Raw genomic sequence first — 22,784 nt, forward strand, 5'->3', positions numbered from 1 at the left:
TGTCGTCCTCGATGCACCGGCACCTGCGCGACGTCGCCTTCCTGCTGCTGCTGCCGGTCGCGATCTACCTGCTGATCTGCCTGCTCACCTACCACCCCGAGGATCCGGGCTGGTCGCATGCCGGCGGCGATGGCCCGGTGCGCAACGTCGGTGGCGTCGCCGGGGCCTGGCTGGCCGACCTCAGCCTGTACTTCTTCGGGCGGGTGGCCTGGACACTGCCGTTCCTGCTGATGTGGCTTGGCTGGAACATGGTCCGCCCGCGCGCCGACGAGTCGCGCTTCGATCCCAGCCTGCGCCTGGTCGGCTTGCTGCTGTTCGTGCTGACCGGCTGCGCGCTGGCCTACCTGCACCTGGCCCCGGCCACCGGCCTTCCGGCCTCGCCGGGCGGCCTGCTCGGCCAGCTGGTCGGGGTCAGCCTGGTCGGCGCCTTCGGCCAGGTCGGCGCCAGCCTGCTGCTGCTGGCGCTGTTCCTGGCTGCGGTGACCCTGGGCTTCGGCATCGCCTGGCCGGCCGTGATGGACCGCGTCGGCGGCTGGGTCCTGGCCGTACTGGCCTGGCTGGCCCAGCGCTTCCGGCAGCGCGACGACCGCAGTGCGGCGCGGGTCGCGCGGGTCGAACGCGAGCAGGTGCGCAAGGCCGACCGCATCAGCCGCGCCGAGCGCGAGCCGGTCCGCATCGAGCGGCCGCTCGAGCCTCCGGCCAAGGCCGAGCGGCCGCGCCGGGAAGTCCAGATGCCGCTGTTTCCGGGCGCCGGCGGCGAAGGCGACCTGCCGCCGCTGTCGCTGCTGGACGAAGCAAAGCCGCAGCCGCCCGGCTACTCGCCCGAGGCCCTGGAGGCGCTGTCCCGGCAGGTCGAACTCAAACTGCGCGATTTCCGCATCGAGGCGCGGGTGGTCGGCGTCTATCCCGGACCCGTTATCACCCGCTTCGAGCTCGAACTTGCGCCCGGCGTGCGCGCCAGCCAGATCTCCAGCCTCGACAAGGACATCGCCCGCGGCCTCTCGGTGGTCAGCGTGCGCGTGGTCGAGGTGATCGCCGGCAAGTCGACGATCGGCCTGGAAATCCCCAACGCCCAGCGCGAGACCGTCTACCTGGGCGAGATCCTGGGCGCCGAAGCCTGGCAGCGCGCCGGTTCGCCGCTGTCGCTGGCCCTGGGCAAGGACATCGGCGGCCGGCCGATCGTCGTCGACCTGCAGCGCATGCCGCACCTGCTGGTCGCCGGCACCACCGGCTCGGGCAAGTCGGTGGGCCTGAACGCCATGGTGCTCAGCCTGCTCTACAAGGCCACCGCCGGCGACGTGCGGATGATCATGATCGACCCGAAGATGCTGGAACTGAGCATCTACCAGGGCATCCCGCACCTGCTGGCGCCGGTGGTCACCGACATGAAGGAGGCGGCCAATGCCCTGCGCTGGTGTGTGGCCGAGATGGAGCGCCGCTACAAGCTGATGGCGGCGCTGGGCGTGCGCAACCTGGCCGGCTTCAACAAGAAGATCCGTGACGGCAAGAGCGCCGGCCAGCCGGTGCTCGACCCGCTGTTCCGCGCCGAGGACGGCCCGGCACCGCCGGCGCTGGACACCCTGCCGTTCATCGTCGTCATGATCGACGAGTTCGCCGACATGATGATGATCGTCGGCAAGAAGGTCGAGGAGCTGATCGCCCGCCTGGCGCAGAAGGCGCGAGCCGCCGGCATCCACCTGATCCTCGCCACGCAGCGGCCCAGCGTCGACGTGATCACCGGCCTGATCAAGGCCAACGTGCCGACCCGGATCGCCTTCCAGGTGTCCAGCAAGATCGATTCCCGCACCATCCTCGACCAGAGCGGTGCCGAGACCCTGCTCGGCCGCGGCGACATGCTGTACCTGCCGCCGGGAACCGCCACCCCCGAGCGCGTGCATGGCGCCTGGGTAGACGACCACGAGGTGCATCGCGTGGTCGAGTTCCTCAAGCAGCGCTTCGGCGAGCCCACCTACCTCGACGGCGTGCTCGAGGAGGTGCAGATGATGGGCGACGGCCAGTACGTGGGCCCGACCGGACTGCCGGAGGAGGGCAACGGCGACGACCCCGAGTCCGACCGACTCTACGACATGGCCGTGCAGTGCGTGCTGGAGACCCGGCGCGCCTCGATCTCGGGCGTCCAGAGGCGCCTGAAGATCGGCTACAACCGAGCCGCCCGGCTGATCGAACAGATGGAGGCCGCAGGCCTGGTATCGCCGCCCTCCCACAACGGCAACCGCGAGGTGCTGGCGCCGCCACCACCGCGGGAGTGAAACAACACGGGTGGCCCTGGGCGATGCCGATCCCATGGATGCTGCGATGGCCAGCGCGTGAGCGACGGTGGCCGGCAGCAGCCGACCCTGCCCGAAGGATTCGCGCATGCCGCGGGCCCGCACCGCGAGCAAGCCTTCGGACCGGTCGCGGTGCTGGAACCCTTCGAAGATTTCGACGACGCCCTGTCGCGCGTCAACGACAGCGACTACGGCCTGCAGGCCGGGATATTCACCGACTCCCTGGAACACGCCTTCCGGGCCTGGGACCGGCTGGAAGTCTGCGGCGTGCTGGTCGGGGAGGTGCCGTCCGGGCGGATCGACCACATGCCCTATGGCGGCGTGAAGCAGTCGGGGCTGAGGCGCGAGGTCGCTCCGCTATGCGATCGCGCAGATGACCTGGCCGCGCCTGCTGGTCGTGCGCTCGGCCTGATCCGAACCCCTCAAACCAGGCGGTTCGCGTCCGCTTCAGCCAGCCGCCGCTATTTCTTGCACCCATGCACACCCCGAACCGCATCGTCAGGACCGCCATGAACCGATCGTCCCTGTCTCTCTTCGCCCTGTCACTGCTGGCCTCCGCGGCTCCCACCGCCTGGGCCGGCGACGCCCGTTCCGCGCTGGCCCGGGCCAGCGCCGATCTGGTGTCGGTGCGCGCCGGCTTCGAGCAGCGGGTCTACAACGGCGATGGCAGCCTGCGGGAAACCGCCACCGGCAGCCTCGCGCTGAAGGCGCCCAGGCAGTTCCACTGGCATTACGTGACCCCCTACGAGCAACTGGTGGTGGCCGATGGCACCCATGTCTGGCTGCACGATGTCGACCTCGAGCAGGTCAGCGTCCGCCGCCAGGCCGATGCCGAGGCACAGAGCCCGCTGGTGGTGCTGACCGATCCGGCCAGCCTGGAGGCCCGCTACCGGGTCAGCGAGGCGGGCCGGCGCGACGGCCTGGACTGGCTGCGGCTGGAGCCGCTCGAAGAGGACGGCGCCTTCAGCCGCGCCGAACTCGGCCTGGACGGCACCGGCGTCGCCCGCATGGAACTGGTCGACAGCCTGGGCGGCCGCACCACCATCGCCTTCAGCGACTGGCGCAGGAACGTCGAACTCGAGGCGACCCTGTTCCGCTTCCAGCCTCCGGCCGGCGTCGACCTGGTCGGCGATGTCGACAGCCTGGGCGAAGTGCGTCCCCTGGGCGACTGAGCCGGGCAGGGCAGGGCGCACGGGCCCCGGCCCGCACGCTCAATAACCGCGTGCCGTACGCGGGCTGCGCCGCGGCGCGGGCGCCGGCGGCATGTCCAGCTCGAGGTCGATCCACACCAGGCGATGATCGCTGGCGTCGAGCAGCTCGGCGCCGGGCTCGGTGGACAGCGGCCAGAACACGCCGGCATCCACCACCCGCATGCCGATCGACGGCAGCACGTAGTCGACGCGAAGGTTGCCGGGCGGATCGCCGAACACCGAGGTGTCGTGACCGGGGTCGCCCCGATGGCCCAGATTGCCCCCGCCCAGGCGGTGCGCCGACTCGACGCCGCCCTCGCTGGCCGGCACCGGCGTGGCCTGGATCCGCGGGTGGCGCAGCAACTGGTCGATGGCGCCCGGATGGGAGCTGCCGTCCAGGGGGTCGGCATTGAGGTCGCCGGCGATCACGAACAGCGCGTCGGGGGAGAGGCCGCCGTGGCGGCCCTCGTCGTCGTAAAGGTAGTCGGCCTGGCCCGGCTCCAGGGACACGTAGTCCGCCCACAGACGGATCTCGTCGTGATTGCGGCGCACGTTGCGACGCTCCTCGCCGTCGAAGGCCGGCGGCGTCGGGTGCGAGGCCAGCAGGTGCAGGCGGCCGGCCGGCGTTCGGATCGGCAGGTCCCAGTGGCTCTTGGAGGACAACGGGAACAGCGTCAGGGCGGCGGCCGGATACCAGGAACCGCCGTCCTCCCGCACCGGCAGGAGGTTGCCCGGCATGTCGGCCCAGCGGAAACGGCGAAAGCTGCGCACCTCGCGCTTGACGATCGGGTAGCGCGAGAGCACCAGCATGCCGTACTGGCCGGGAAAGGCACCGTAGCCCCAGGCATCGCCGGGGCCGCCGCGGCGGCCGTCGCCATCGAGGGGTGAGGCCGCTGTCCAGACCGGTGTTGACCGGCGCGACGTGGCTGAACCGGTAGCGGATGCCGTCACGCCCGTACTGCCGGCGCATCAGGTAGTTGAACTGGAAATCCTGCGCGGCGCGTCCGCTGCCGTCCCAGTCGAACTCGTTGACCAGCAGGATGTCCGGACGGACCTGCTGGATCACCGCGGCGACCTGGCGCAACTGCTCGTCGCGACGCCCCCGCAGACGCTCCGCCACCGCGCCTTCGCGGTCGCCGAACAGCGAGGCGTTGAAGGAGGCGATGCGCAGGCGGGTGCTGCCGGGGTCGGCGCTGGCCGTCGCGGCAGCCGCCGCGGCCAGAACGGCAGCGACCATGCACAGCGCCCTCATGCCGCCGGTCCGGCCATCGGGCCGGCGTCGGTATCGGGCATCAGGGGCTGCCAGCGACCTTCGCGCAGCACCTCCATGGGGCGGTATCCAGCCTTGTAGTGCATCTTCGGATGTCCCGGGATCCAGTAGCCAAGATACAGGTGGCGCAGGCCCATGCAGCGCGCCTGCTCCACCTGCTGCAGGACGCAGAATACCCCCAGGCCGCGTCGGACATGTGTCGGACGCCAGAACGTGTAGACCGCCGACAGGCTGTCCTGGGCGACATCGGTCACCGCCACCGCGACCAGGGTCTCGCCCTCCCAGACCTCCAGATAGTCGCTGATGCCCCAGGGGGCGATCAGGAAGCGCCGGAAGTCGTCGCCGCCTGGCTCGTCCATGCCGCCACCCGGATGGCGCCAGGCCACGTATTCCTCGTACAGGGCATGGATCGCCGTGTCGGGACGCGCGGTGCGCCAGCGCACCCGCAAGTCGGCATTGCGCGCCAGGCAGCGTCGCTGGCTGCGGTCTGGCCGGAAATCCGCCACCGGAACCCGGCACGGCACGCAGGCCTGGCAGGTCCGGCAGTGCGGCCGGTAGACGTGGCCGCCGGCGCGCCGGAAGCCCCAGGCCAGGGCGGTGCCGTAGACCTCGGGCAGGCGCGGATCCAGGGGGTCGATCACCAGGTTGCGGGCACTACGGTCCTCGTAGTACCCGCACGGGTGGTCGAGGGTCTGGAACAGCCTGACGGTGCCGGTCTTCACGGCGCCGAGCATAGCGCCCCTGCGCGCCGATGCAGATTCCGGCCACCGGACACGTCCGCGGAACCCGCGGCATCGACTATAATTCCGCGTCTTTACCAGGCCCCGGAGCCCCGCGCATGCGAATCCTGGCAGAGGCGCTCACTTTCGACGACGTCTCGCTCGTTCCCGCCTACTCCAGCGTCCTGCCCCGGGACGTGTCGCTCAGGTCCCGCCTGGCGCGGGGCATCACCCTCAACCTGCCCCTGGTGTCGGCAGCCATGGACTCGGTCACCGAGTCGACCATGGCCATCGCCATGGCCCAGCTCGGCGGCATCGGCATCGTCCACAAGAACATGGGCGTCGAGCGCCAGGCCGCCGAGGTGCGCGCCGCCAAGAAGTTCGAGGCCGGCGTCATCCGCGACCCGATCACGGTCGGTCCGGACACCTCGATCCGCGAGGTCCTGGCGCTGACCCGCGCCCACAACATCTCCGGCGTGCCGGTGGTCGACGCCGGCGCCCTGGTCGGCATCGTCACCAGCCGCGACCTGCGCTTCGAGCGCCGACCCGAGGACCCGGTCCGCAACATCATGACCCGCAAGGACCGCCTGGTCACGGTCGCCGAGGGCGCCAGCGACGACGAGGTGCTGGCCCTGATGCACCAGCACCGTATCGAAAAGGTGCTGGTGGTCAACGACGCCTTCGAGCTGCGCGGCCTGATCACCGTCAAGGACATCCAGAAGGCCCGCGACAATCCGAATGCCGCCAAGGATGCCCAGGAGCGTCTATGTGTGGGCGCCGCGGTCGGCACCGGCGGCGACACCGAGGCGCGGGTCGCGGCCCTGGTCGAGGCCGGCACCGACGTGATCATCGTCGACACCGCCCACGGCCATTCGCAGGGTGTGCTCGAGCGGGTCGCCTGGGTCAAGCGCAATTTCCCGGCGGTGCAGGTGGTCGGCGGCAACATCGTCACCGCCGACGCCGCGCGCGCCCTGGTCGATGCCGGCGCCGACGGCGTCAAGGTCGGCATCGGCCCCGGCTCGATCTGCACGACGCGCATGGTCGCAGGCGTCGGCGTGCCGCAGATCACCGCGGTGGCCATGGTCCGCGAGGCCCTGGGCGATGCCGTGCCGCTGATCGCCGACGGCGGCATCCGCTATTCGGGCGATGTCGCCAAGGCGATCGCCGCCGGCGCCTCCTGCGTGATGATCGGCGGCCTGTTCGCCGGCACCGACGAATCGCCCGGCGAGATGGAGCTGTTCCAGGGCCGCTCCTACAAGACCTACCGCGGCATGGGCTCGCTGGGCGCCATGCAGCAGGGCAGCAAGGACCGCTACTTCCAGGACGCCACCGACGCCGACAAGCTGGTCCCCGAGGGCATCGAGGGCCGCGTCCCCTACCGCGGGCCGTTGCGCCACATCGTCCACCAGCTCGCCGGCGGCCTGCGCGCCGCCATGGGCTACGTCGGCTGCGCGACCATCGACGAGATGCAGACCCGCCCGCAGTTCGTGCGGGTCACCAACGCCGGCGTCCGCGAGTCGCACGTCCACGACGTGCAGATCACCAAGGAAGCGCCGAATTACCGGTTGGATTGACTGCTTGGGGGACTGGGGACCGGGGACCGGGGACTGGGGACTGGGAACCGGAGCGTCCTGGCGCGCTGCAAGGAATGTGGGACAGCTTGCGGTCCCTCGGCACCTGAGAACTTGAACGAGCACGAGGCAATGACAAGCAACCAACCGCCGGTCCCCGGTCCCCGGTCCCCGGTCCCCATGCAGGACATCCACACCGACCGCATCCTCATCCTCGACTTCGGCGCGCAGTACACGCAGCTGATCGCCCGGCGGGTGCGCGAGCTCGGGGTTTACTGCGAGGTCTGGGCCTGGGACCACGAGCCGGCGGAGATCGAAGGCTTCGCGCCGCGCGGCATCATCCTGTCCGGCGGGCCGGAATCGACCACGCTGCCGGATTCGCCGCGCGCGCCGCAGGCGGTGTTCGAGGCCGGCGTGCCGGTGCTGGGCATCTGCTACGGCATGCAGACCATGGCCGTGCAGCTCGGCGGCAGCACCGAGGCCGCCGACCAGCGCGAGTTCGGTCATGCCGAGGTCGAGCTGACCGGCAGCGACCGCCTGCTGGCCGGCTTCAACGACCACGCCGACGCCCCGGTGCCGCGCCTGGACGTGTGGATGAGCCACGGCGACCACGTCGCCACCGCGCCCCCCGGCTTCGCCGTGACCGCCCGCACCGACCGCATCCCGGTGGCGGCCTTCGCCGACGATGCCCGACGCCTGTACGGCGTGCAGTTCCATCCCGAGGTCACCCACACCCGCCAGGGTCAGGCCCTGCTGCGCCGCTTCGTGGTCGACCTGTGCGGCTGCCGCACGTTGTGGACCGCCGAGAACATCATCGAGGACCAGATTGCCCGGGTCCGCGCGCAGGTCGGCGACGACGAGGTCATCCTCGGCCTGTCAGGCGGCGTCGATTCCTCGGTGGTCGCCGCGCTGCTGCACCGCGCGATCGGCGACCAGCTCACCTGCGTGTTCGTCGACACCGGCCTGCTGCGCCATGGCGAGGGCGACCAGGTGATGGCGACCATGGCCGAGCACATGGGCGTGCGGGTGATCCGCGTCGATGCCGCCGACCGCTACTTCCAGGCCCTGGCCGGCGTCGCCGATCCCGAGGCCAAGCGCAAGATCATCGGCCGGCTGTTCGTGGAGATCTTCGACGAGGAGGCCGGCAAGCGCGCCAATGCCCGCTGGCTGGCCCAGGGCACCATCTACCCGGACGTCATCGAGTCGGCCGGCAGCCGCACCGGCAAGGCGCACGTCATCAAGTCGCACCACAACGTCGGTGGCCTGCCCGAGCACATGAAGCTGGGCCTGGTCGAGCCGCTGCGCGAGCTGTTCAAGGACGAGGTCCGCCGGCTGGGCGTGGCGCTGGGGCTGCCACGGGAGATGGTCTACCGGCACCCGTTCCCCGGCCCCGGTCTGGGCGTGCGCATCCTTGGCGAGGTGAAGCGCGAGTATGCCGAGCTGCTGGCCCGCGCCGACCACATCTTCATCGAGGAACTGCGTCGCTGGGACCTGTACGAGCGCACCAGCCAGGCCTTCGCGGTGTTCCTGCCGGTGAAGTCGGTGGGCGTGGTCGGCGACGCCCGTGCCTACGAATGGGTGATCGCCCTGCGCGCCGTCGAGACCATCGACTTCATGACAGCGCACTGGGCGCACCTGCCGTACGCCTTCCTGGACACCGTCTCGCGGCGCATCATCAACGAGCTGCGCGGCATCTCCCGGGTGGTCTACGACATCTCCGGCAAGCCGCCGGCGACCATCGAGTGGGAATGATCCCGCGTCTGGCAAAGATAGGCACCTGACGGCATGAAATGCTCTGAAGCCCGCGTAACTGCGGGCTTTTTTGTATTTTTGTCTGGCATGGTCTGGCAACAGAAGGAAGTGTCAAGCACCGTTTGAGCATGGCATTAAAGCTGGTACTATCGGCTGGCGATACCATGGCAGATCCCGATACCATGCTGAATTTTTTTGCGAGAGCATGGTATCAAGATTTAATAACCAGTTGTTTTATATGGAAAAGTTGCGCATTTTTTAGGTGTTTTTTAGCATGGTATCAAAATTGAGAAAGAAGAAGGACAATGCTGACTGATACCAAGCTGCGAAATCTCAAGCCCAGGGACAAGCTCTACAAGGTGAACGACCGAGAAGGTCTCTATGTGGCCGTGACTCCAGCCGGCTCCATCTCGTTCCGTTACAACTACTCAATAAACGGACGCCAGGAGACCATCACCTTTGGTCGCTATGGCGTCGGTGGCATCACCTTGGCTGAAGCCCGTGAGCAGTTGAATGACGCCAAGAAGATGGTTGCGGCGGGCAAGTCACCGGCCAAGGAGAAGGCCCGCGACAAGGCGCGGGTGAAAGATGCGGAGACGTTCGGTGCCTGGGCGGAGAAGTGGCTGCGCGGTTACCAGATGGCCGACTCCACACGCGACATGCGCCGTTCGGTCTATGAGCGCGAGCTGAAGCCGAAATTCAGCAATCAGAAGCTGGTGGAGATCACCCATGAGGACTTGCGAGCGCTGACCGATGCCATCGTCGAGCGAGGCGCACCGGCCACCGCCGTTCATGTGCGTGAAATCGTTATGCAAGTGTTTCGCTGGGCAACCGAGCGTGGGCAGAAGGTCGAAAACCCGGCGGAGCTGGTGCGGCCAACCAGCATTGCCCGATTCGAGCCACGCGATCGAGCGTTGACGCCAGAAGAAATCGGGTTGATGTACCAGTACATGGAGCGGGTGGGTACAAGCCCAACAAATCGTGCGGCGGCCAAGCTGCTTTTGCTGACCATGGTACGCAAAAGCGAGCTGACCAATGCGACCTGGAGCGAGATCAATTTCAGTGAAGCGCTGTGGACGATTCCAAAGGAGAGGATGAAGCGCCGTAACCCGCACCTGGTATTCCTGTCCCAGCAGGCCCTGGATATTTTCATTGCCCTGAAAACCTTTGCCGGTGGTTCCGACTTCGTTTTGCCATCACGGTACGACTCGGATGCGCCGATGAGCGCCGCCACACTCAACCAGGTACTGACGCTGACTTACAAGGCGGCGCAGAAAGATGGGAAGTCACTTGCCAAGTTCGGGCCGCACGATTTGCGGCGCACAGCCAGTACGCTGTTGCATGAGGCCGGCTACAACACCGATTGGATTGAGAAGTGCCTAGCGCACGAGCAGAAGGGCGTGAGGGCGGTCTACAACAAAGCTGAGTACCGCGAGCAGCGGGCGGCGATGTTGCAGGATTGGGCGGACATGATCGATGAGTGGACTGTTGGGAGTCGATGATTTTTTAGCCGCTAAAATTTTCCGTGGTGTTTTACTCCTTCAGTTGGAGTATTCGGGGCGTCGAGGCCAATGATTTCAGTGCTTTCGATACTGCCTGACGTTCGATGCCCAGTTTTCGCGCTATCTCAGACTGGTTGAGTCCATCCCACTGGAGTATCAGTATTTGCTTTTTGCGGTCTGATAGCTTCGAGTCCACCATCAAGCGCGCCTGGTTGCGCAGCTCTCCTTTGTCGGCTGACTGTACAGTCTGGCTCAACATGAGGTGGTAGAAGTAGCGATCCACCAGCGGGTCGCCAGAGGCGGCTTGCGGCGTGGCACGCTTCGCGCACTGACGGTTGAGCCGGTCAAGTTCGAGGTTGAATTGCGCGAGGGATCGCTTTGCTTGCCTATAAGCGGGGTTCCGGCTGCCATTCGCCAAGATCGGTCTATGCCTGGCGCAGTACTGGTGGCTGAGTTCGAGTTTCTTGCGGTCTTGCAGCTCTACGTCATTGACTTGGTCGTCAGCGACCGTTGCCATGAAGTCGGCGAACTCGGTCAGCTCTCCACATAGTTCGCAAAAGCCGTGTTTGCGTTGTGCGTTTAGATTGACGCCCGTTGTGGTGGTCGATTTTTTAGGGCGCTTGCACGCGCAATCCCAAACCAAGCCGGTTAGCGACTCGATGGTTGCAACAAATCGCTTATCCCTTGAATCCTGCTTGTCTTCCGTTTTGATGAAATGGCGCAGTAACTGTCGTTGCAGGCGAACCATCGTATCAAATCCGAGCAATCGAATGGTCTCACTGAAGTCCATTCCCGCCCCGACGCCGGAGACGAAGCCCGCATAGCGTGCGGGGAGGGCGTTCATGTAAGTGGCTACGGCGGGATCAATGACTTCCTGTATCAATCGCACGATTGGGTAGCGCCGCGAGGCAGTGGAGTATGGGCGCCAGCGCTCCTGAAAGCGTTCGATGGCTTCCGATATGTCGGGGTCGCATCCTTCCCAGATGGTTATGGCCTGTTCTTTTTTCATGGTGTCAACCTATTTGGGTAATTATAAGGCTGTCGCAGTATGAATTGCTAGGCACCATAAGGCACTCGTTAGCAATTGGAGGCCGGGCCATGCAGGCAGCAACCAGAAAAATACTCATCAACAGAAAAAAGCTCCTGGAGATCATTCCGCTCTCGACGCGAACGATCTACAACCTGGAGCAGCGAGGGGAATTTCCACGCCGTATCGCCCTCACATGCAGGAATGTCGCATGGGATTTATCGGAAGTCGAAGAGTGGATCGAGGCGCGTAAATCGTCGGGTATTCAGGCTGATCGGCCCGGCGACGTGAGGGGTTGATATGGCCCTTGACCTGATGGTGGCGTTCACCGAGCCGCCGCCGCCGATTGATTACGTTTTACCCAATATGGTTGCCGGCACGGTTGGCGCACTGGTGTCACCTGGCGGGGCAGGCAAGTCCATGCTGATCCTGCAATTGGCTGCGCAGATTGCCGGCGGCCCTGATTTGCTGGAAGTGGGTGACCTGCCCACCGGTCCAGTCATTTATTTGCCAGCCGAAGATCCCCCCATCGCTATCCATCACCGACTGCACGCTTTGGGGGCATATCTGACCTCTGAACAACGGCAATTAGTGGCTGAGGGCTTGGTAATAGAACCTCTTATCGGTAGATGCCCAAACATCATGAACTTGGGCTGGTTCGATGGCCTCAAGCGAGCTGCTGACGGTCGCCGCTTGATGATCTTGGACACCTTGCGGCGGTTCCACATAGAAGAGGAAAACGCCAGCGGCCCAATGGCGCAGGTGATTGGCCGAATGGAGGCCATCGCTACCGAAACCGGGTGCTCAATCGTGTTTCTTCATCACGCTAGCAAGGGTGCCGCCATGATGGGGGCTGGCGACCAGCAGCAGGCCAGCCGAGGATCGTCCGTGCTGGTCGATAACATCCGCTGGCAGTCCTATCTGTCCGGAATGACACAAGCCGAGGCTGAAGAATGTGGCGTTGAAGATAGTCAGCGCGGGTACTTCGTACGCTACGGCGTGAGCAAGGCCAATTACGGCGCGCCCTTCCCGGAGCGTTGGTTCAGACGGCATGAGGGCGGCGTATTAAAGCCCGCAGTGCTGGAAAAGCGCAGGGTAAAAGGGGTGTTCAATGGCTACGCTGGTTGAGCATCGTGGTTGCGACGTAGATCACGCCAGACATGACCCTGCCTTGGCGTTGGTATCACTATTTCGGCCTGTTTGCCGTGGGCGTCGTGCTGGCGGCCTCGCCATTGAGCACGAGCATAACGGGTTGCGCCTAAAGTTCAATGTTTGGCAGTCGCTGGATAGCCGCGACCAGTCCGTATTGCTCGCTGCTGTGGGATTGGCCGGTATGATGGCTCATGTGGGCGAAACCCAAGGCTTGGGCCAAGACGTTACCCACCCCAGGGGGCAGCAGCTATGGCTCGATTTGGAGCCGTCTGAGCAGGCCGTAATGGATCGCGCCATTGTCGTTAAAACGAGCCGCTACGCGATGCTACAGGCCGCAGGTATGGCAGACGGCAAGGCCGAGTATGACAGGCTAGAAGATTGCCTGGAACGCTTGAGCATGGTTGGCTGTCGTGCCCGCAAGGATGGTTACGACTGGTCCATGCGTCTGCTGTCCTACGCTGAAACTCCGGAAGGCCAGATACACATAGCCCTAAACCCTCGTTTTGCCGAGGCTCTTTCCGGGCATCACGTCCATGTATCCCTAACTGAGCGCCGAGCGCTACGCGGCGATACGGCCCAGCTTGCCCATGCTTGGCTGTCGGCTTGGTTGCGGCAGGGTGCTAGCAACAGCATCCGGCTTGACCGCCTGGCTGAAAAGGTTTGGGGGCCACCCAGCAAGAGTGCATCCACCAACAGGAGTCGCCGGGAGCGCATTGCCAAGGCGTTGCAGGAGATAGGACGGCTTGAGGGTTGGCAAGTGAAAATAGAGGGCCGAGGCGGTGGAGCCAAGGCAACTATAAGGCGCCCGCTGACCCTCGGATAGTACCGTATTAACGGAGACGCCTTCCCGTATTAACGGGGACGCTCTACCGTATTAACAGGGACGTTCTGCCGATCAAAAAATCGCTGAAAGCCGCGTCCTGTCCGGCTTTTGGCGACTCCGCAAAAATCCGTACTAAGAAGTTACTAAGAACTTCTAGGGCCGAAGGCCCCAGGAGGGGCTTCGGCCGTGCTTATCAATCGGCCTTCGGCCGATGGTTGAACGCCAAGGGAAGGGGGATGGGTCGGAGCAGTCTCTCAGGAGGGTAGCTTTCTCCTTTGTTTGGTAGGGTCATGTCGGGACCGAAAAAGGGACACGCGTTACGGCTCTACCCGTGTTGTATGTTGTATGTAGCGCACTACAACATACAACAATCGTAAAAAGCGCCAAGCGCCCCTCAAATATCAATAGCCCGCCGCATTGTCGATTATGCACAGGACGTCACTAGGCGTCGGAAACAGGGCACCCCCCTTGGCGTTCAACCTAGTCACCGAGCCGATAAAGGTAAGGAATGCTTTGGGAGTCGCAGACAGTCAGCAAGACCGAAGGACTATAAATTTTCAGATGGCCATCTCTCGCCAGACCGAGCCGGGGCAGGGTTTCCTTGTTTATTTGACACTTGAGGGGCGGGTAAACGGTACAGATGAAAATCGAAAATGCGAATTGTGATTTGCGTTCGGCATGCACAGCATGCCTATGGGAAAGCACTACTGTTGAAGCGCTATTTCTGCGCTGTTGGAGCACAACTAGAACGCTGTCGATGCGCTGTTACTGAACATTCTGCCGCAATTCCATGAGCGTTACGCTGAAGTGAGATCCAGTGACGACAAAATAGCGGTGATATGATCTGAGCGTAAGCGGAAGATTGGATGCTGAACACGGGGCAGGATGTGTGAAGTTAGCTAACCGGCGAGCCGGTTATCTTTCTTCACTGTCCCTTATTCGCACCAGGGGCGCTCAACGGGTCATCCTGCTCTGCGAGGCAGCCGGCTACCGCCGGCGAGAGAGAAGAGGCGAGGCATGGAGAACGACGAGAAGGAACACGGCCGCCGGCGGCACCTGCGGGTGCCGGTGTTCAACCCAGCATCGCAGCAGCTTGCCACCCTCATTGCGGGCTTCCAGTCGCCTGGCCTCAAAGGTTCAGGTAGCTGTCATGGGTGTTGCCTCGCCATGGGAACAGTCCCAGGGGGAACCGTACTGTCACGGCAGGCTGAGATGCTCAACCTGTTCAGAAAACGGTGGTTTTCTAGACACTCTGCCATGCGATGTTTTCTGATCGCCGTTGTGGTCATTGAGTGTTAAGATACTCGTCAAATTTTCAATGTACTGGTTGCGTCCATGAATCAACGGATAGGATACGCTCGCGTATCGACCGATGACCAGCACCTGGAGTTGCAGCGCGACGCGCTTTCGCAGGCTGGGTGCAGCGTGATCTATGAGGAAGCGATCAGCGGTAAGAGCGCTGTGCGTCCAGAGCTTGAACAGTGCCGCAAGGCCCTGCGGGCAGGGGATACGCTGGTGGTATGGCGCCTGGATCGCCTTGGTCGCAGTTTGCCTGACCTAGTGCAGATCATCGCTGACCTTGAGCAGCGAGGCATTGGCTTTGAGAGCTTGACAGAAAAAATCGAGACGAGCAGCGCGGCGGGCAAGTTGGTTTTTCATGTATTTGCGGCGCTGGCCGAGTTCGAGCGAGGCTTGATTCGGGAGCGCACCCAAGCCGGCCTGGCCGCAGCTCGTGCACGAGGGCGGGCGGGAGGTCGCAAGCCGAAGCTGGACGCCAAACAGATACGCCAGATTAAGGTATTGCTGCGCGATCCAAATACCAGCGTTGCCGAGGTGGCCCGTGACTATGGCGTGTCGAGAACAACCATTTATAAGTATTGCGGCGTAGTGCCGCCGAGCGAACTGATTGAAGGGGCAACATGACCAAGAAGACAACCGCTTTCGACGTGTTTGAGAAATGCGTCCAAGCAGTCCAAGCCGGAGAACTGATCGAATCTGTCTCTGCGAAGGACAAGGAATTTCATTTCCAGAACTGGTTTCAGAAGAGACTTCAAAGCCTGTCGATGCACTTCGAGGGGTCGGGCCGCAACACCTACCCCGACTTCTGCTTGGTGGAGCACACTGAGGGATACGAGATCAAGGGCCTGGCATGGCCTGGCCGTGAACGCGACTACGATTCGAATAGCCAAGTGCCGACCGGTTTTCACAACGGCCGCCAAATCTTCTACGTGTTTGGCCGCTACCCGGCTGACTTATCTGGCTATGCTGATCAGGGCAACGGCCGCAGGCAATACCCGGTGGTTGATCTCGTCGTTTGCCACGGCGACTTCCTCAACGCTGATCACAACTACGTTCACAAGAACAAGAGCGTGAAGGGCTTTGGCACCTACGGCGACATCATGATCCGCGACCGCAAGATGTACGTCGCGCCAACACCCTTTGCGCTAACCGAAGGCACCACGGGCCTGATGACTTTGATTCTGCCGGAGGACTTCGGCACCGATGACCGCTATCAAGTCGTCGGCAACCTCACGCGCGTCGAAGCCGAAACACTGGTGGTTGGTTACAACTTCGATTTGCGCACGAATGAGCTGAAGGCAGAGCGTGTGCCCAATCCCAACAAGGGAACTCAGCACCGCTTCGTGGCCTATCGGCTCAAAGATCAAACGAGCAAGCCTGTCTCCATGACGGGCACGCAGGTACAGCCCGACGAGAACTACCAGCCTGAAGACGGGTGCGAATGACCATCATTACCGACAAGATTGGGCTCGATCGTCCGGCCGCAGCAACGGCGCTGGAGTGCGACTTCCCGCTGGTCGAGATCAGCCAGATCGCCGAGCAAGAAAGCTGGCGAAAGGAGATCAATCGGCCGATTTACCACATTCATAAGTGGTGGGCGACCCGGCTCGGATCGGTGTTTCGTGGCATCGTCCTTGGTGCATTGAGCCAGCCTGGCACAGACACATGGGCGCAGTTCTACAAGACGCACGACCTGGCAGGTAAGGTGGTGCTCGACCCCTTCATGGGCAGTGGCACGACGCTCGGCGAGGCCGTCAAGCTAGGCGCCAAGGCTGTCGGCTGTGACATCAATCCGGTCAGTACCTTTCTCGTGCGCCAGGCGTTTACGCCGGTGTCTGAGGCCGAACTGCGCGCCGCTTTCGAGCGACTGGAGCGCGATGTGGCGCCGGAGATTAGACGCTACTATCAGACGCGTGATCCCCTGACGGGCGAGCTGATCCAAGTTCTGTACTACTTCTGGGTGAAGACGGTGACGACGCCTGAGGGAGAGGTCGTACCCTTGCTGTCGCGCTATGTGTTTTCGCAGGACGCCTACCCGAAGAAAAAGCCGCGAGCGCAGATTGTGTGCCCTGGCTGCTGGAGCGTACTGGAGGATCGCTATGATGCGACCGCCACGCGTTGCCAGCACTGCGGCCACGAATTCAATCCGCAGGATGGCCCGGCCGCAGGCCAGTACATCACTGCCAAGAACGGCCACCGTTATCGCATTAAGGAGCTGCTGCCCAAAGATGGCACGCCACCCGCTCATCGCATGTACGCGATGATGGCCTTGCGGGCCGACGGGTCAAAAGTTTATTTGCCAGTGCGGGATGAGGACTTGGCCCTCTACGAAGAAGCCCAGGAACGCCTTGCAGCCGAGGCGCTGCCACTGCCGGAAACCTCTGTTCGGCCAGGTCACAACACCGACCAGGCACGGGGCTACAACTACACCCAATGGCGCGAGTTCTTCAATGCGCGTCAACTGTTGTGTCTCGGCCTGCTGCTGCGGGAAATTCTGACCATCGACGACCTGGCCATCCAAGAGCAGATGCTGTGCTTGTTTTCCAGCACCTTGGAGTTCAATAACCTGTTTTGCAGCTTCAAGGGGGAGGGAACAGGTGCTGTGCGGCACATGTTCTCGAACCACATCCTTAAGCCGGAGCGTACTCCGCTGGAGAACTCCGTGTGGGGGACCGGCAAGAGCAGTGGAACCTTCAGCACGCTCTTCGAATCTCGCTTGTTGCGGGCGAAGCGCTACCTCGATGAACCGTTCGAGATCGCGTTGAACCACGACCAGGACGGTAACCGTGTAGGCTCGCGCAAGACGGTGGCTAGCCATCCAATCCGTGCCCGTCGCGTCGAAACTTGGCAGGAATTGGTGACCTCAGATCATGGTCTCATGATCCTTAATGGTGACAGTTCCAAGCTCCCGCTTCCTGCTGGTTCAGTAGATGCCGTCGTGACTGATCCGCCTTACTTCGACTTCGTACATTACTCGGAGTTGAGTGATTTCTTCTTTGCGTGGCTTTCCCCTGCGCTGCGGCGGCGTTATCCCTGGATGGCCCGCGAGGACTCGTCTGACCAGGGCGAGGTGCAACACAAAGATCCGCGCGTGTTCACCCGGCAGCTTGCATCGGTTTTTACCGAGGCATGCCGTGTGCTCAAAGATGATGGGGTGTTGGCGTTCAGCTTCCACCACTCGCGTGCAGAGGGTTGGGCGGCCATCTACGAAGCGATCAATAAGTCAGGTCTGGCCGTGGTCGCCGCGCATCCAGTCCATGCTGAGTTGCGCGCAGCGAGTCCCAAGACGGCGGCCAAAGACCCGATCAGCCTTGATGCGATCCTAGTGTGTCGCAAGAAAGCGTTTGCTCTGCATCAGTCGCCCGCCCTTCAAGATGTTTGCCGGGTCGTTGATATGCTGGCCGAGCGGCTACAAGCCGCTGGACTTCGTATCTCGGCGGGCGACCGCTTCGTGATTGGAGCGGCGCAGACCTTGATTGCGCGAGCCGCTGATGACCTGGGATTCGACGAAATCAAGGTTGATCTGGAGGCAGTCCGGCAGGTTGTTGGCCCAAAGGCTAGAGATGCGAGTGACGCGCAGGAGATTACCGGCGCTGGGCTGGCGACGGTGTGAGGCAAGCGGATGTCAGACCTCAGCGGAAGTGAACGTCGGAAGTTGGAAAAGCTGCTTGGCATGGGCGGCGGGTACGTCCTCAACTTCTCCGACCGCACCTTCGGCGATTTCTTTGACGAGTATCGGGTGGAGATTGACGCCGAGCGCTACCGTGCCCGGGGAACATCCAAAGCCAATCGCATGCGCACACATTGGGAGCTGGACGCAAACCATGTTGTCGGTCGCGTCATCGGTGGCCTAATCGACTACGCCGCCGACGAGAGCTGCTTCGGCGATAGCAATCCGGTGTTGATCGAGGACTGCCGGAAGATCGCACAACGCTTGCTCAGCGACCAGCCCGTAGCCGAGTTGGACGCGCTGGCAGCGACCGCCGACGAGCGCGACTTCGAGGTGGTGGCAGAGCATGTCCGCGAAGCCATCGAGAAGAACCAGCCGGAAGGTGCGCTGGATCGGCTGCATACCTTCGTCATCAAGTTCGTGCGCATCGCCTGTGAGCCTCATGGCATCGAGGTCAACCGCGACAAGCCGCTGCACAGCGTGTTCGGCGAGTACGTGCGCGCCCTGCGCGACGGTGGTTACCTCGAATCGGCCATGACCGAGCGCATTTTGAAATCTTCAATTTCAGTGCTAGAGGCGTTCAATGATGTGCGCAACAACAAAAGCCTCGCGCATGACAATCCGATCCTCAATTACGAGGAAAGCCTGTTGATCTTTAATCATGTCGCAGCCTCGATCCGGTTTATCAAATCGCTGGAGGCCAAGATCAAGGCCAAGGCGGCGGCTACAAGAGCAGTCAGTGTGTGGGATGACAGCATTCCGTTCTGACCCAGAAGGCTGCTAGGGAGAAAGTATGAAACAACATGACGAAAACGATCCATTCTTTCTCACCGAAGAGGTTGAGGCCGAGATGATCGCCGCCGGCTACGCTTTCGAGCCACCGCCCATTGCCTGCACGGGGCGTCTGCGTGACGTGCTAGAGCGTATGAGCGATGCCGAGCTGGCATTGCAGCCGGGCGAGATCGCCGACCAAGAGCGCAAGCACCGGCAGAGCGCGCAGTCCTCACTCTACGGATCCAATGGGTAAAGTAATGAGAGCGGAGGAGACATCGGTAGACGAGACGGAATTGGCTGCGCAGCTTCGCACATGCGGTTTGGTTCGTACGGTTGCGGATCGTGGGTATCGTCGCTTGGATGACAGCCATTCTGCATTGCTTGAGACTCTTGCAACAATATTGAACGCTACTGATGCGCCACCGATTGATCTTCATATCGAAGAAGCGCTGGCGGAGTTGGAGGGGCCACGCTTCTTCTTTGTTCAGCATGTTCTATGCGATCTGATACCCCTTCTGAACGTAGATCAGGATGTCCTTCTTGCCTTCATCACGCGCCTGCTTGATGCGGGCGGCAACGACTTGGCTGCAGGCACCCCTAGTACTGCTTTTGGAGAATGGACGAAGAAGAACCCAGCCAGAGCTTCCAAGGTCTACGGTGCCGCACGCGCCGGCGATAACCTGGCTCTGCGTCAACTATTCACGGTTCTCGTAATGAACGCCGATATCGAAGAAGGCCTCATTTTCGCGCAGGCTCATGAGAGGGAGGCGAAGCTCGCTGCCCTCTCAGCTTTGGGGGCTATGGAACTGGGTGAACGCTACGGTGAGGTACTCGACATCCTGCTCCAAGGAGCGTCCAGCAATGACGAAGACATCGCACTCCGGTCCCTCGAAGCGGGCTATCGAGCTGCTGCACAGCGAAAAACACTTGCACCAGCCGGCTTTGACGAACAACTTGATCGGGTCTTTCAGACGAGGAGTCCCTTCTCGATCCACTTGGCAGTGGACCTGCTGTGGCGTCACTGGGTCGGTCTCACAGAAAACGCTATGAACCTGTGCCTTGATGCCGCTGCGGATGTTGACCCTGAGAGTGCAGGAACGATTTCACATCTCGACCATGCAGCATATCAGCTCGTGGGTGCCGGGCATGCTGAAAAAGTAATTTGTCTGCTTAGTGAGTTATTTGATCGCTCAAAGGGTCAGATTACGCTAGACGCGTTCCAGAGTGCCTACCACGCGTTGCAAAATTCCGGCTCAGAGGTGCTGGGTAGCGCAGTTGTGTACTGGCTGCTGAACGGGAGTACGCATACCCACAAATGCCTGGCTAGCGAAGTTTGCGGTGTCGGAAATGACGATCCTCCTTTCTCCGTTCCCACGTCATCTCTTCCATTGGAGCCATCGGATCAACTATATCTTTGCCACAAGGCCGTCGGGTGGTTCTTCATTGATCCAGTGGTCGCAGTTGTCATTCCGTTAGCGGTACTTCGCGATGGGTCTTCAGATATCAAAAATGATGTCCTCGATCTGATCTATCACCCCTTACTCGTGAGCTATGGGGGCAAGTTGAAGGACTATCTTGAGCGTTACGTCGAGAGTATTCCGGACCTTGCTGAATTGCTCACACGAAAGGCAGCACTTCAGGATGCGATGGAAGGTATTGAGCGTTTAGTTGAGCTGCACCCAAGTGAAATGCAGCGCGAGGCGGCACATGTCCAATGGCACGGACAGATGGAGCGGGGCATGGAGCAGGGGCGCCGGAGATCTATTTTTGAGGATCTCTTCGCCAAACAATACATCCTGTATGGCCGAACGTCGTTGACGCCGATCCACACTGGAGAGGGCACCACACATCTCACCGAGACTCCGATGCATTCGTTCTCGATCTCGTCCGAGTTGCCCATCCTCGACATCGTTGACCCAGTTGGACTCGATCAGATGCTTCTCCACTTCAAGCTTGAGCAGCGAGAACAGAGATGAAACTTGTCGTGATGCACTATCTGCGCTCGCTACGCGAGCGTGACGAACTCGACGCTATTCTGCCTGATCTTTTGGCTGAGAGTGGTTTCGAAGTTCTAACTCGTCCTCGTCGTGGCACACGGCAAGCTGGTGTTGACGTAGCGGCAGTCGGCCCCAACCCGGATCGTGATGGCACTCGAAGTCTGTTCCTATTCACGATCAAGTCCGGTGATTTGACACGAGAGCATTGGGATACCGGCCAGCAGGCCGTGCGTCCGTCGCTAAATGAGGTTTTGGATGACTATATTCCGAACCGTATTCCGCCCCATTTTTCGGGTCTGCCCGTCGTTATATGCGTTTGTATGGGCGGTGAGATGCGTGAGGATGTTCGGGCACAGTGGAGCGGTTACTGTCGGGCGAACGAGAAAGCCGACATCCACTTTGCCGAATGGAACGGGGATCGCCTTTCAGATTTAATTCTGAGTGGCATGTTGCGTGCTGAGTTAATAGAGAGTGAAAACAGGGGGCTGTTTCAGAAAGCGCTAGCGATGCTTGATCAGCCCGACGTTGCTTATCGGCATTTCCGTCACTTGCTCAATGCCATCTTTATTAAGCCGAAGAACCAGACAGAGCGCACGCGCCAGTTACGCAAGGCCTACCTGTGCCTTTGGATACTCTTTGTTTGGGCTCGCGATGCCGGTAACCTTGAGGCCGCGTATCGAGCATCCGAGTTGGTGCTGCTACGCAGTTGGCCCCACTGCGATAGTACCCATCTGCGCAAGGGAGCGACGCAACATGAGCGGTTAGCTCATTTCGATCAAGTCTTGCAACTGCACTTCATCATCGCTCACCTTCTACTTGTCGAGAAGATTGGCCCGTTCGCTGACAAACGCTATGCGCTTTCAATGGCCGTAAATTCACGCAACGCGGTAGACATTAACATCGCGCTATTCGAGATTCTGGGAAGGTTGTCTCTCCACGGGCTATGGCTGGATGCTATGAGTGCTGGGGAGGACGAGTCATTCGCGCAGGCAATGGGTGAAAGGGCGGACAAGGTGCTTAACATAGCGATTGGGATGCTGAATGCGAATCCGGCGCTTGCCGTTCCCGTTCGTGACGATTTCACGATTGAATTGGCTCTGTTTATGCGTCTCGCAGCTGTGCGCGGACGCCTATCTAATGTCGCTGACTACATCCGCAGCATGTCCGACCATCTCTGCTACGGACTGAGGGCTCGGCGGCATTATCCGACGCCGACGACAGAATATCGTGATGTCCTCTCACATCCCAGGGACCGCAGCGATGCATACTTCGAAGAACATACACGCGCGGGGATTCTTTACACCTTCGTGCTCGCTTGGCTTGCGATGATAGGGGATCAGGAGCGAGCAGAGCAGTTGCGCAGCACGCTGTTAGAGTATGCTCCGCACATGACCCACCAAATCTGGATTCCCGACGCACGAACGGATGAAGTTTTCTGGGATGGGGATCGAGATCACGGGGTGTCGGTACCAGGTCTGCCACTCAATGACTCGCTAGAGGCCGTTTTTAGCCTACTGAACCGTGTGATGAAGGAGTATCCGCTGGATGAGCGGATAAGCGCTGTCCGAAATCACCTGACTCCAATTTTTCTTATGGCCTGCCGCCACTATCGCATGCCTGTACCACCGCATGTTTGGCGAGGTCAGAAGCGTTCATCGCCAGACAGCACCGTTTCCGATCAAGGAGTGCCGGATACGGAGATTCAGCAGTCGTAAGGCGGGTAATCTTTTGCGTGGGCATACCTCTGCCT

The 22,784-nt window shown here is 61.8% G+C and carries 17 protein-coding genes and 2 pseudogenes; 16 read left to right on the forward strand and 3 right to left on the reverse strand.

Features of this window, described 5'->3' with window-relative positions; genetic code table 11:
• Positions 1-11: 11 nt before the first annotated feature.
• The 3 genes and pseudogenes from KF823_01580 (at position 12) to lolA (ending at position 3,460) form a co-directional block, all read left to right on the forward strand.
• Positions 12-2,270, forward strand: coding sequence for a DNA translocase FtsK 4TM domain-containing protein (locus tag KF823_01580; GenBank protein MBX3724595.1), 2,259 nt, complete (start codon positions 12-14; stop codon positions 2,268-2,270).
• Between the two features lie 57 nt (positions 2,271-2,327).
• Positions 2,328-2,700, forward strand: a pseudogene (locus tag KF823_01585) (aldehyde dehydrogenase family protein).
• A gap of 97 nt (positions 2,701-2,797) precedes the next feature.
• Positions 2,798-3,460: an outer membrane lipoprotein chaperone LolA gene (gene lolA / locus KF823_01590; GenBank protein ID MBX3724596.1), complete on the forward strand. Its 663-nt coding sequence runs from the start codon at positions 2,798-2,800 to the stop codon at positions 3,458-3,460.
• A gap of 39 nt (positions 3,461-3,499) precedes the next feature.
• Here the strand turns inward: lolA and KF823_01595 are convergent.
• Positions 3,500-4,730, reverse strand: a pseudogene (locus KF823_01595) (endonuclease/exonuclease/phosphatase family protein).
• Positions 4,727-5,482 carry an arginyltransferase gene (locus KF823_01600; protein MBX3724597.1) on the reverse strand — a complete coding sequence of 252 codons (756 nt, stop codon included), beginning with the start codon at positions 5,480-5,482 and terminating at the stop codon, positions 4,727-4,729. Before KF823_01600 ends, KF823_01595 begins: the two are co-directional and overlap by 4 nt.
• A 104-nt stretch (positions 5,483-5,586) precedes the next feature.
• Here KF823_01600 and guaB point away from each other — a divergent pair, with 104 nt between their 5' ends.
• The 3 genes from guaB to KF823_01615 all read left to right on the forward strand — a co-directional run bounded on the left by guaB (position 5,587) and on the right by KF823_01615 (position 10,292).
• Positions 5,587-7,041, forward strand: coding sequence for an IMP dehydrogenase (gene guaB / locus KF823_01605; GenBank protein ID MBX3724598.1), 1,455 nt, complete (start codon positions 5,587-5,589; stop codon positions 7,039-7,041).
• 177 nt (positions 7,042-7,218) lie between these two features.
• Entirely contained in the window at positions 7,219-8,790 is a 1,572-nt protein-coding gene (gene guaA / locus KF823_01610) for a glutamine-hydrolyzing GMP synthase (GenBank protein MBX3724599.1), read from the forward strand.
• A gap of 305 nt (positions 8,791-9,095) precedes the next feature.
• Complete coding sequence (locus tag KF823_01615) at positions 9,096-10,292, forward strand: tyrosine-type recombinase/integrase (GenBank protein ID MBX3724600.1); 1,197 nt, start codon at positions 9,096-9,098, stop codon at positions 10,290-10,292.
• A 31-nt stretch (positions 10,293-10,323) separates the two neighbouring features.
• Here KF823_01615 and KF823_01620 read toward each other — a convergent pair whose 3' ends face one another.
• On the reverse strand, positions 10,324-11,301 hold the full coding sequence (locus KF823_01620; protein MBX3724601.1) for a LuxR family transcriptional regulator: 978 nt from the start codon (positions 11,299-11,301) through the stop codon (positions 10,324-10,326).
• An 89-nt stretch (positions 11,302-11,390) separates the two neighbouring features.
• Here KF823_01620 and KF823_01625 point away from each other — a divergent pair, with 89 nt between their 5' ends.
• From KF823_01625 to KF823_01670, 10 genes are all read left to right on the forward strand, one after another.
• Positions 11,391-11,618 carry an AlpA family phage regulatory protein gene (locus KF823_01625; protein MBX3724602.1) on the forward strand — a complete coding sequence of 76 codons (228 nt, stop codon included), beginning with the start codon at positions 11,391-11,393 and terminating at the stop codon, positions 11,616-11,618.
• A gap of 1 nt (position 11,619) precedes the next feature.
• Positions 11,620-12,447: an AAA family ATPase gene (locus KF823_01630; GenBank protein ID MBX3724603.1), complete on the forward strand. Its 828-nt coding sequence runs from the start codon at positions 11,620-11,622 to the stop codon at positions 12,445-12,447.
• Entirely contained in the window at positions 12,431-13,294 is an 864-nt protein-coding gene (locus tag KF823_01635) for a hypothetical protein (GenBank protein ID MBX3724604.1), read from the forward strand. Before KF823_01630 ends, KF823_01635 begins: the two co-directional genes overlap by 17 nt.
• Before the next feature lie 1,335 nt (positions 13,295-14,629).
• On the forward strand, positions 14,630-15,217 hold the full coding sequence (locus KF823_01640; protein ID MBX3724605.1) for a recombinase family protein: 588 nt from the start codon (positions 14,630-14,632) through the stop codon (positions 15,215-15,217).
• A complete protein-coding gene (locus tag KF823_01645; protein ID MBX3724606.1) occupies positions 15,214-16,038 on the forward strand; it encodes a hypothetical protein in 825 nt (274 codons plus the stop codon). Before KF823_01640 ends, KF823_01645 begins: the two co-directional genes overlap by 4 nt.
• Positions 16,035-18,206 carry a hypothetical protein gene (locus tag KF823_01650; protein ID MBX3724607.1) on the forward strand — a complete coding sequence of 724 codons (2,172 nt, stop codon included), beginning with the start codon at positions 16,035-16,037 and terminating at the stop codon, positions 18,204-18,206. The genes KF823_01645 and KF823_01650 overlap by 4 nt, the downstream gene beginning before the upstream one ends.
• 9 nt (positions 18,207-18,215) lie before the next feature.
• The gene (locus KF823_01655; protein MBX3724608.1) at positions 18,216-19,031 is read left to right on the forward strand and encodes an abortive infection family protein; all 816 of its coding nucleotides are present in this window, start codon (positions 18,216-18,218) and stop codon (positions 19,029-19,031) included.
• A 25-nt stretch (positions 19,032-19,056) separates the two neighbouring features.
• On the forward strand, positions 19,057-19,290 hold the full coding sequence (locus KF823_01660; protein MBX3724609.1) for a hypothetical protein: 234 nt from the start codon (positions 19,057-19,059) through the stop codon (positions 19,288-19,290).
• Positions 19,291-19,393: 103 nt separating this feature from the next.
• A complete protein-coding gene (locus KF823_01665) occupies positions 19,394-21,013 on the forward strand; it encodes a hypothetical protein (GenBank protein ID MBX3724610.1) in 1,620 nt (539 codons plus the stop codon).
• Positions 21,010-22,749, forward strand: coding sequence for a hypothetical protein (locus tag KF823_01670; GenBank protein MBX3724611.1), 1,740 nt, complete (start codon positions 21,010-21,012; stop codon positions 22,747-22,749). The genes KF823_01665 and KF823_01670 overlap by 4 nt, the downstream gene beginning before the upstream one ends.
• Positions 22,750-22,784: the final 35 nt, after the last annotated feature.

This window comes from Lysobacterales bacterium (genome assembly GCA_019634735.1).
Taxonomy (GTDB): Bacteria; Pseudomonadota; Gammaproteobacteria; order Xanthomonadales; family UBA2363; genus Pseudofulvimonas.

Coding starts and splice junctions, on each gene's coding strand:
- KF823_01580 (MBX3724595.1), top strand. CDS start 12: ATGCACCGGCACCTGCGCGACGTCGCCTTCCTGCTGCTGCTGCCGGTC.
- lolA (MBX3724596.1), top strand. CDS start 2,798: ATGAACCGATCGTCCCTGTCTCTCTTCGCCCTGTCACTGCTGGCCTCC.
- KF823_01600 (MBX3724597.1), bottom strand. CDS start 5,482: ATGCTCGGCGCCGTGAAGACCGGCACCGTCAGGCTGTTCCAGACCCTC.
- guaB (MBX3724598.1), top strand. CDS start 5,587: ATGCGAATCCTGGCAGAGGCGCTCACTTTCGACGACGTCTCGCTCGTT.
- guaA (MBX3724599.1), top strand. CDS start 7,219: ATGCAGGACATCCACACCGACCGCATCCTCATCCTCGACTTCGGCGCG.
- KF823_01615 (MBX3724600.1), top strand. CDS start 9,096: ATGCTGACTGATACCAAGCTGCGAAATCTCAAGCCCAGGGACAAGCTC.
- KF823_01620 (MBX3724601.1), bottom strand. CDS start 11,301: ATGAAAAAAGAACAGGCCATAACCATCTGGGAAGGATGCGACCCCGAC.
- KF823_01625 (MBX3724602.1), top strand. CDS start 11,391: ATGCAGGCAGCAACCAGAAAAATACTCATCAACAGAAAAAAGCTCCTG.
- KF823_01630 (MBX3724603.1), top strand. CDS start 11,620: ATGGCCCTTGACCTGATGGTGGCGTTCACCGAGCCGCCGCCGCCGATT.
- KF823_01635 (MBX3724604.1), top strand. CDS start 12,431: ATGGCTACGCTGGTTGAGCATCGTGGTTGCGACGTAGATCACGCCAGA.
- KF823_01640 (MBX3724605.1), top strand. CDS start 14,630: ATGAATCAACGGATAGGATACGCTCGCGTATCGACCGATGACCAGCAC.
- KF823_01645 (MBX3724606.1), top strand. CDS start 15,214: ATGACCAAGAAGACAACCGCTTTCGACGTGTTTGAGAAATGCGTCCAA.
- KF823_01650 (MBX3724607.1), top strand. CDS start 16,035: ATGACCATCATTACCGACAAGATTGGGCTCGATCGTCCGGCCGCAGCA.
- KF823_01655 (MBX3724608.1), top strand. CDS start 18,216: ATGTCAGACCTCAGCGGAAGTGAACGTCGGAAGTTGGAAAAGCTGCTT.
- KF823_01660 (MBX3724609.1), top strand. CDS start 19,057: ATGAAACAACATGACGAAAACGATCCATTCTTTCTCACCGAAGAGGTT.
- KF823_01670 (MBX3724611.1), top strand. CDS start 21,010: ATGAAACTTGTCGTGATGCACTATCTGCGCTCGCTACGCGAGCGTGAC.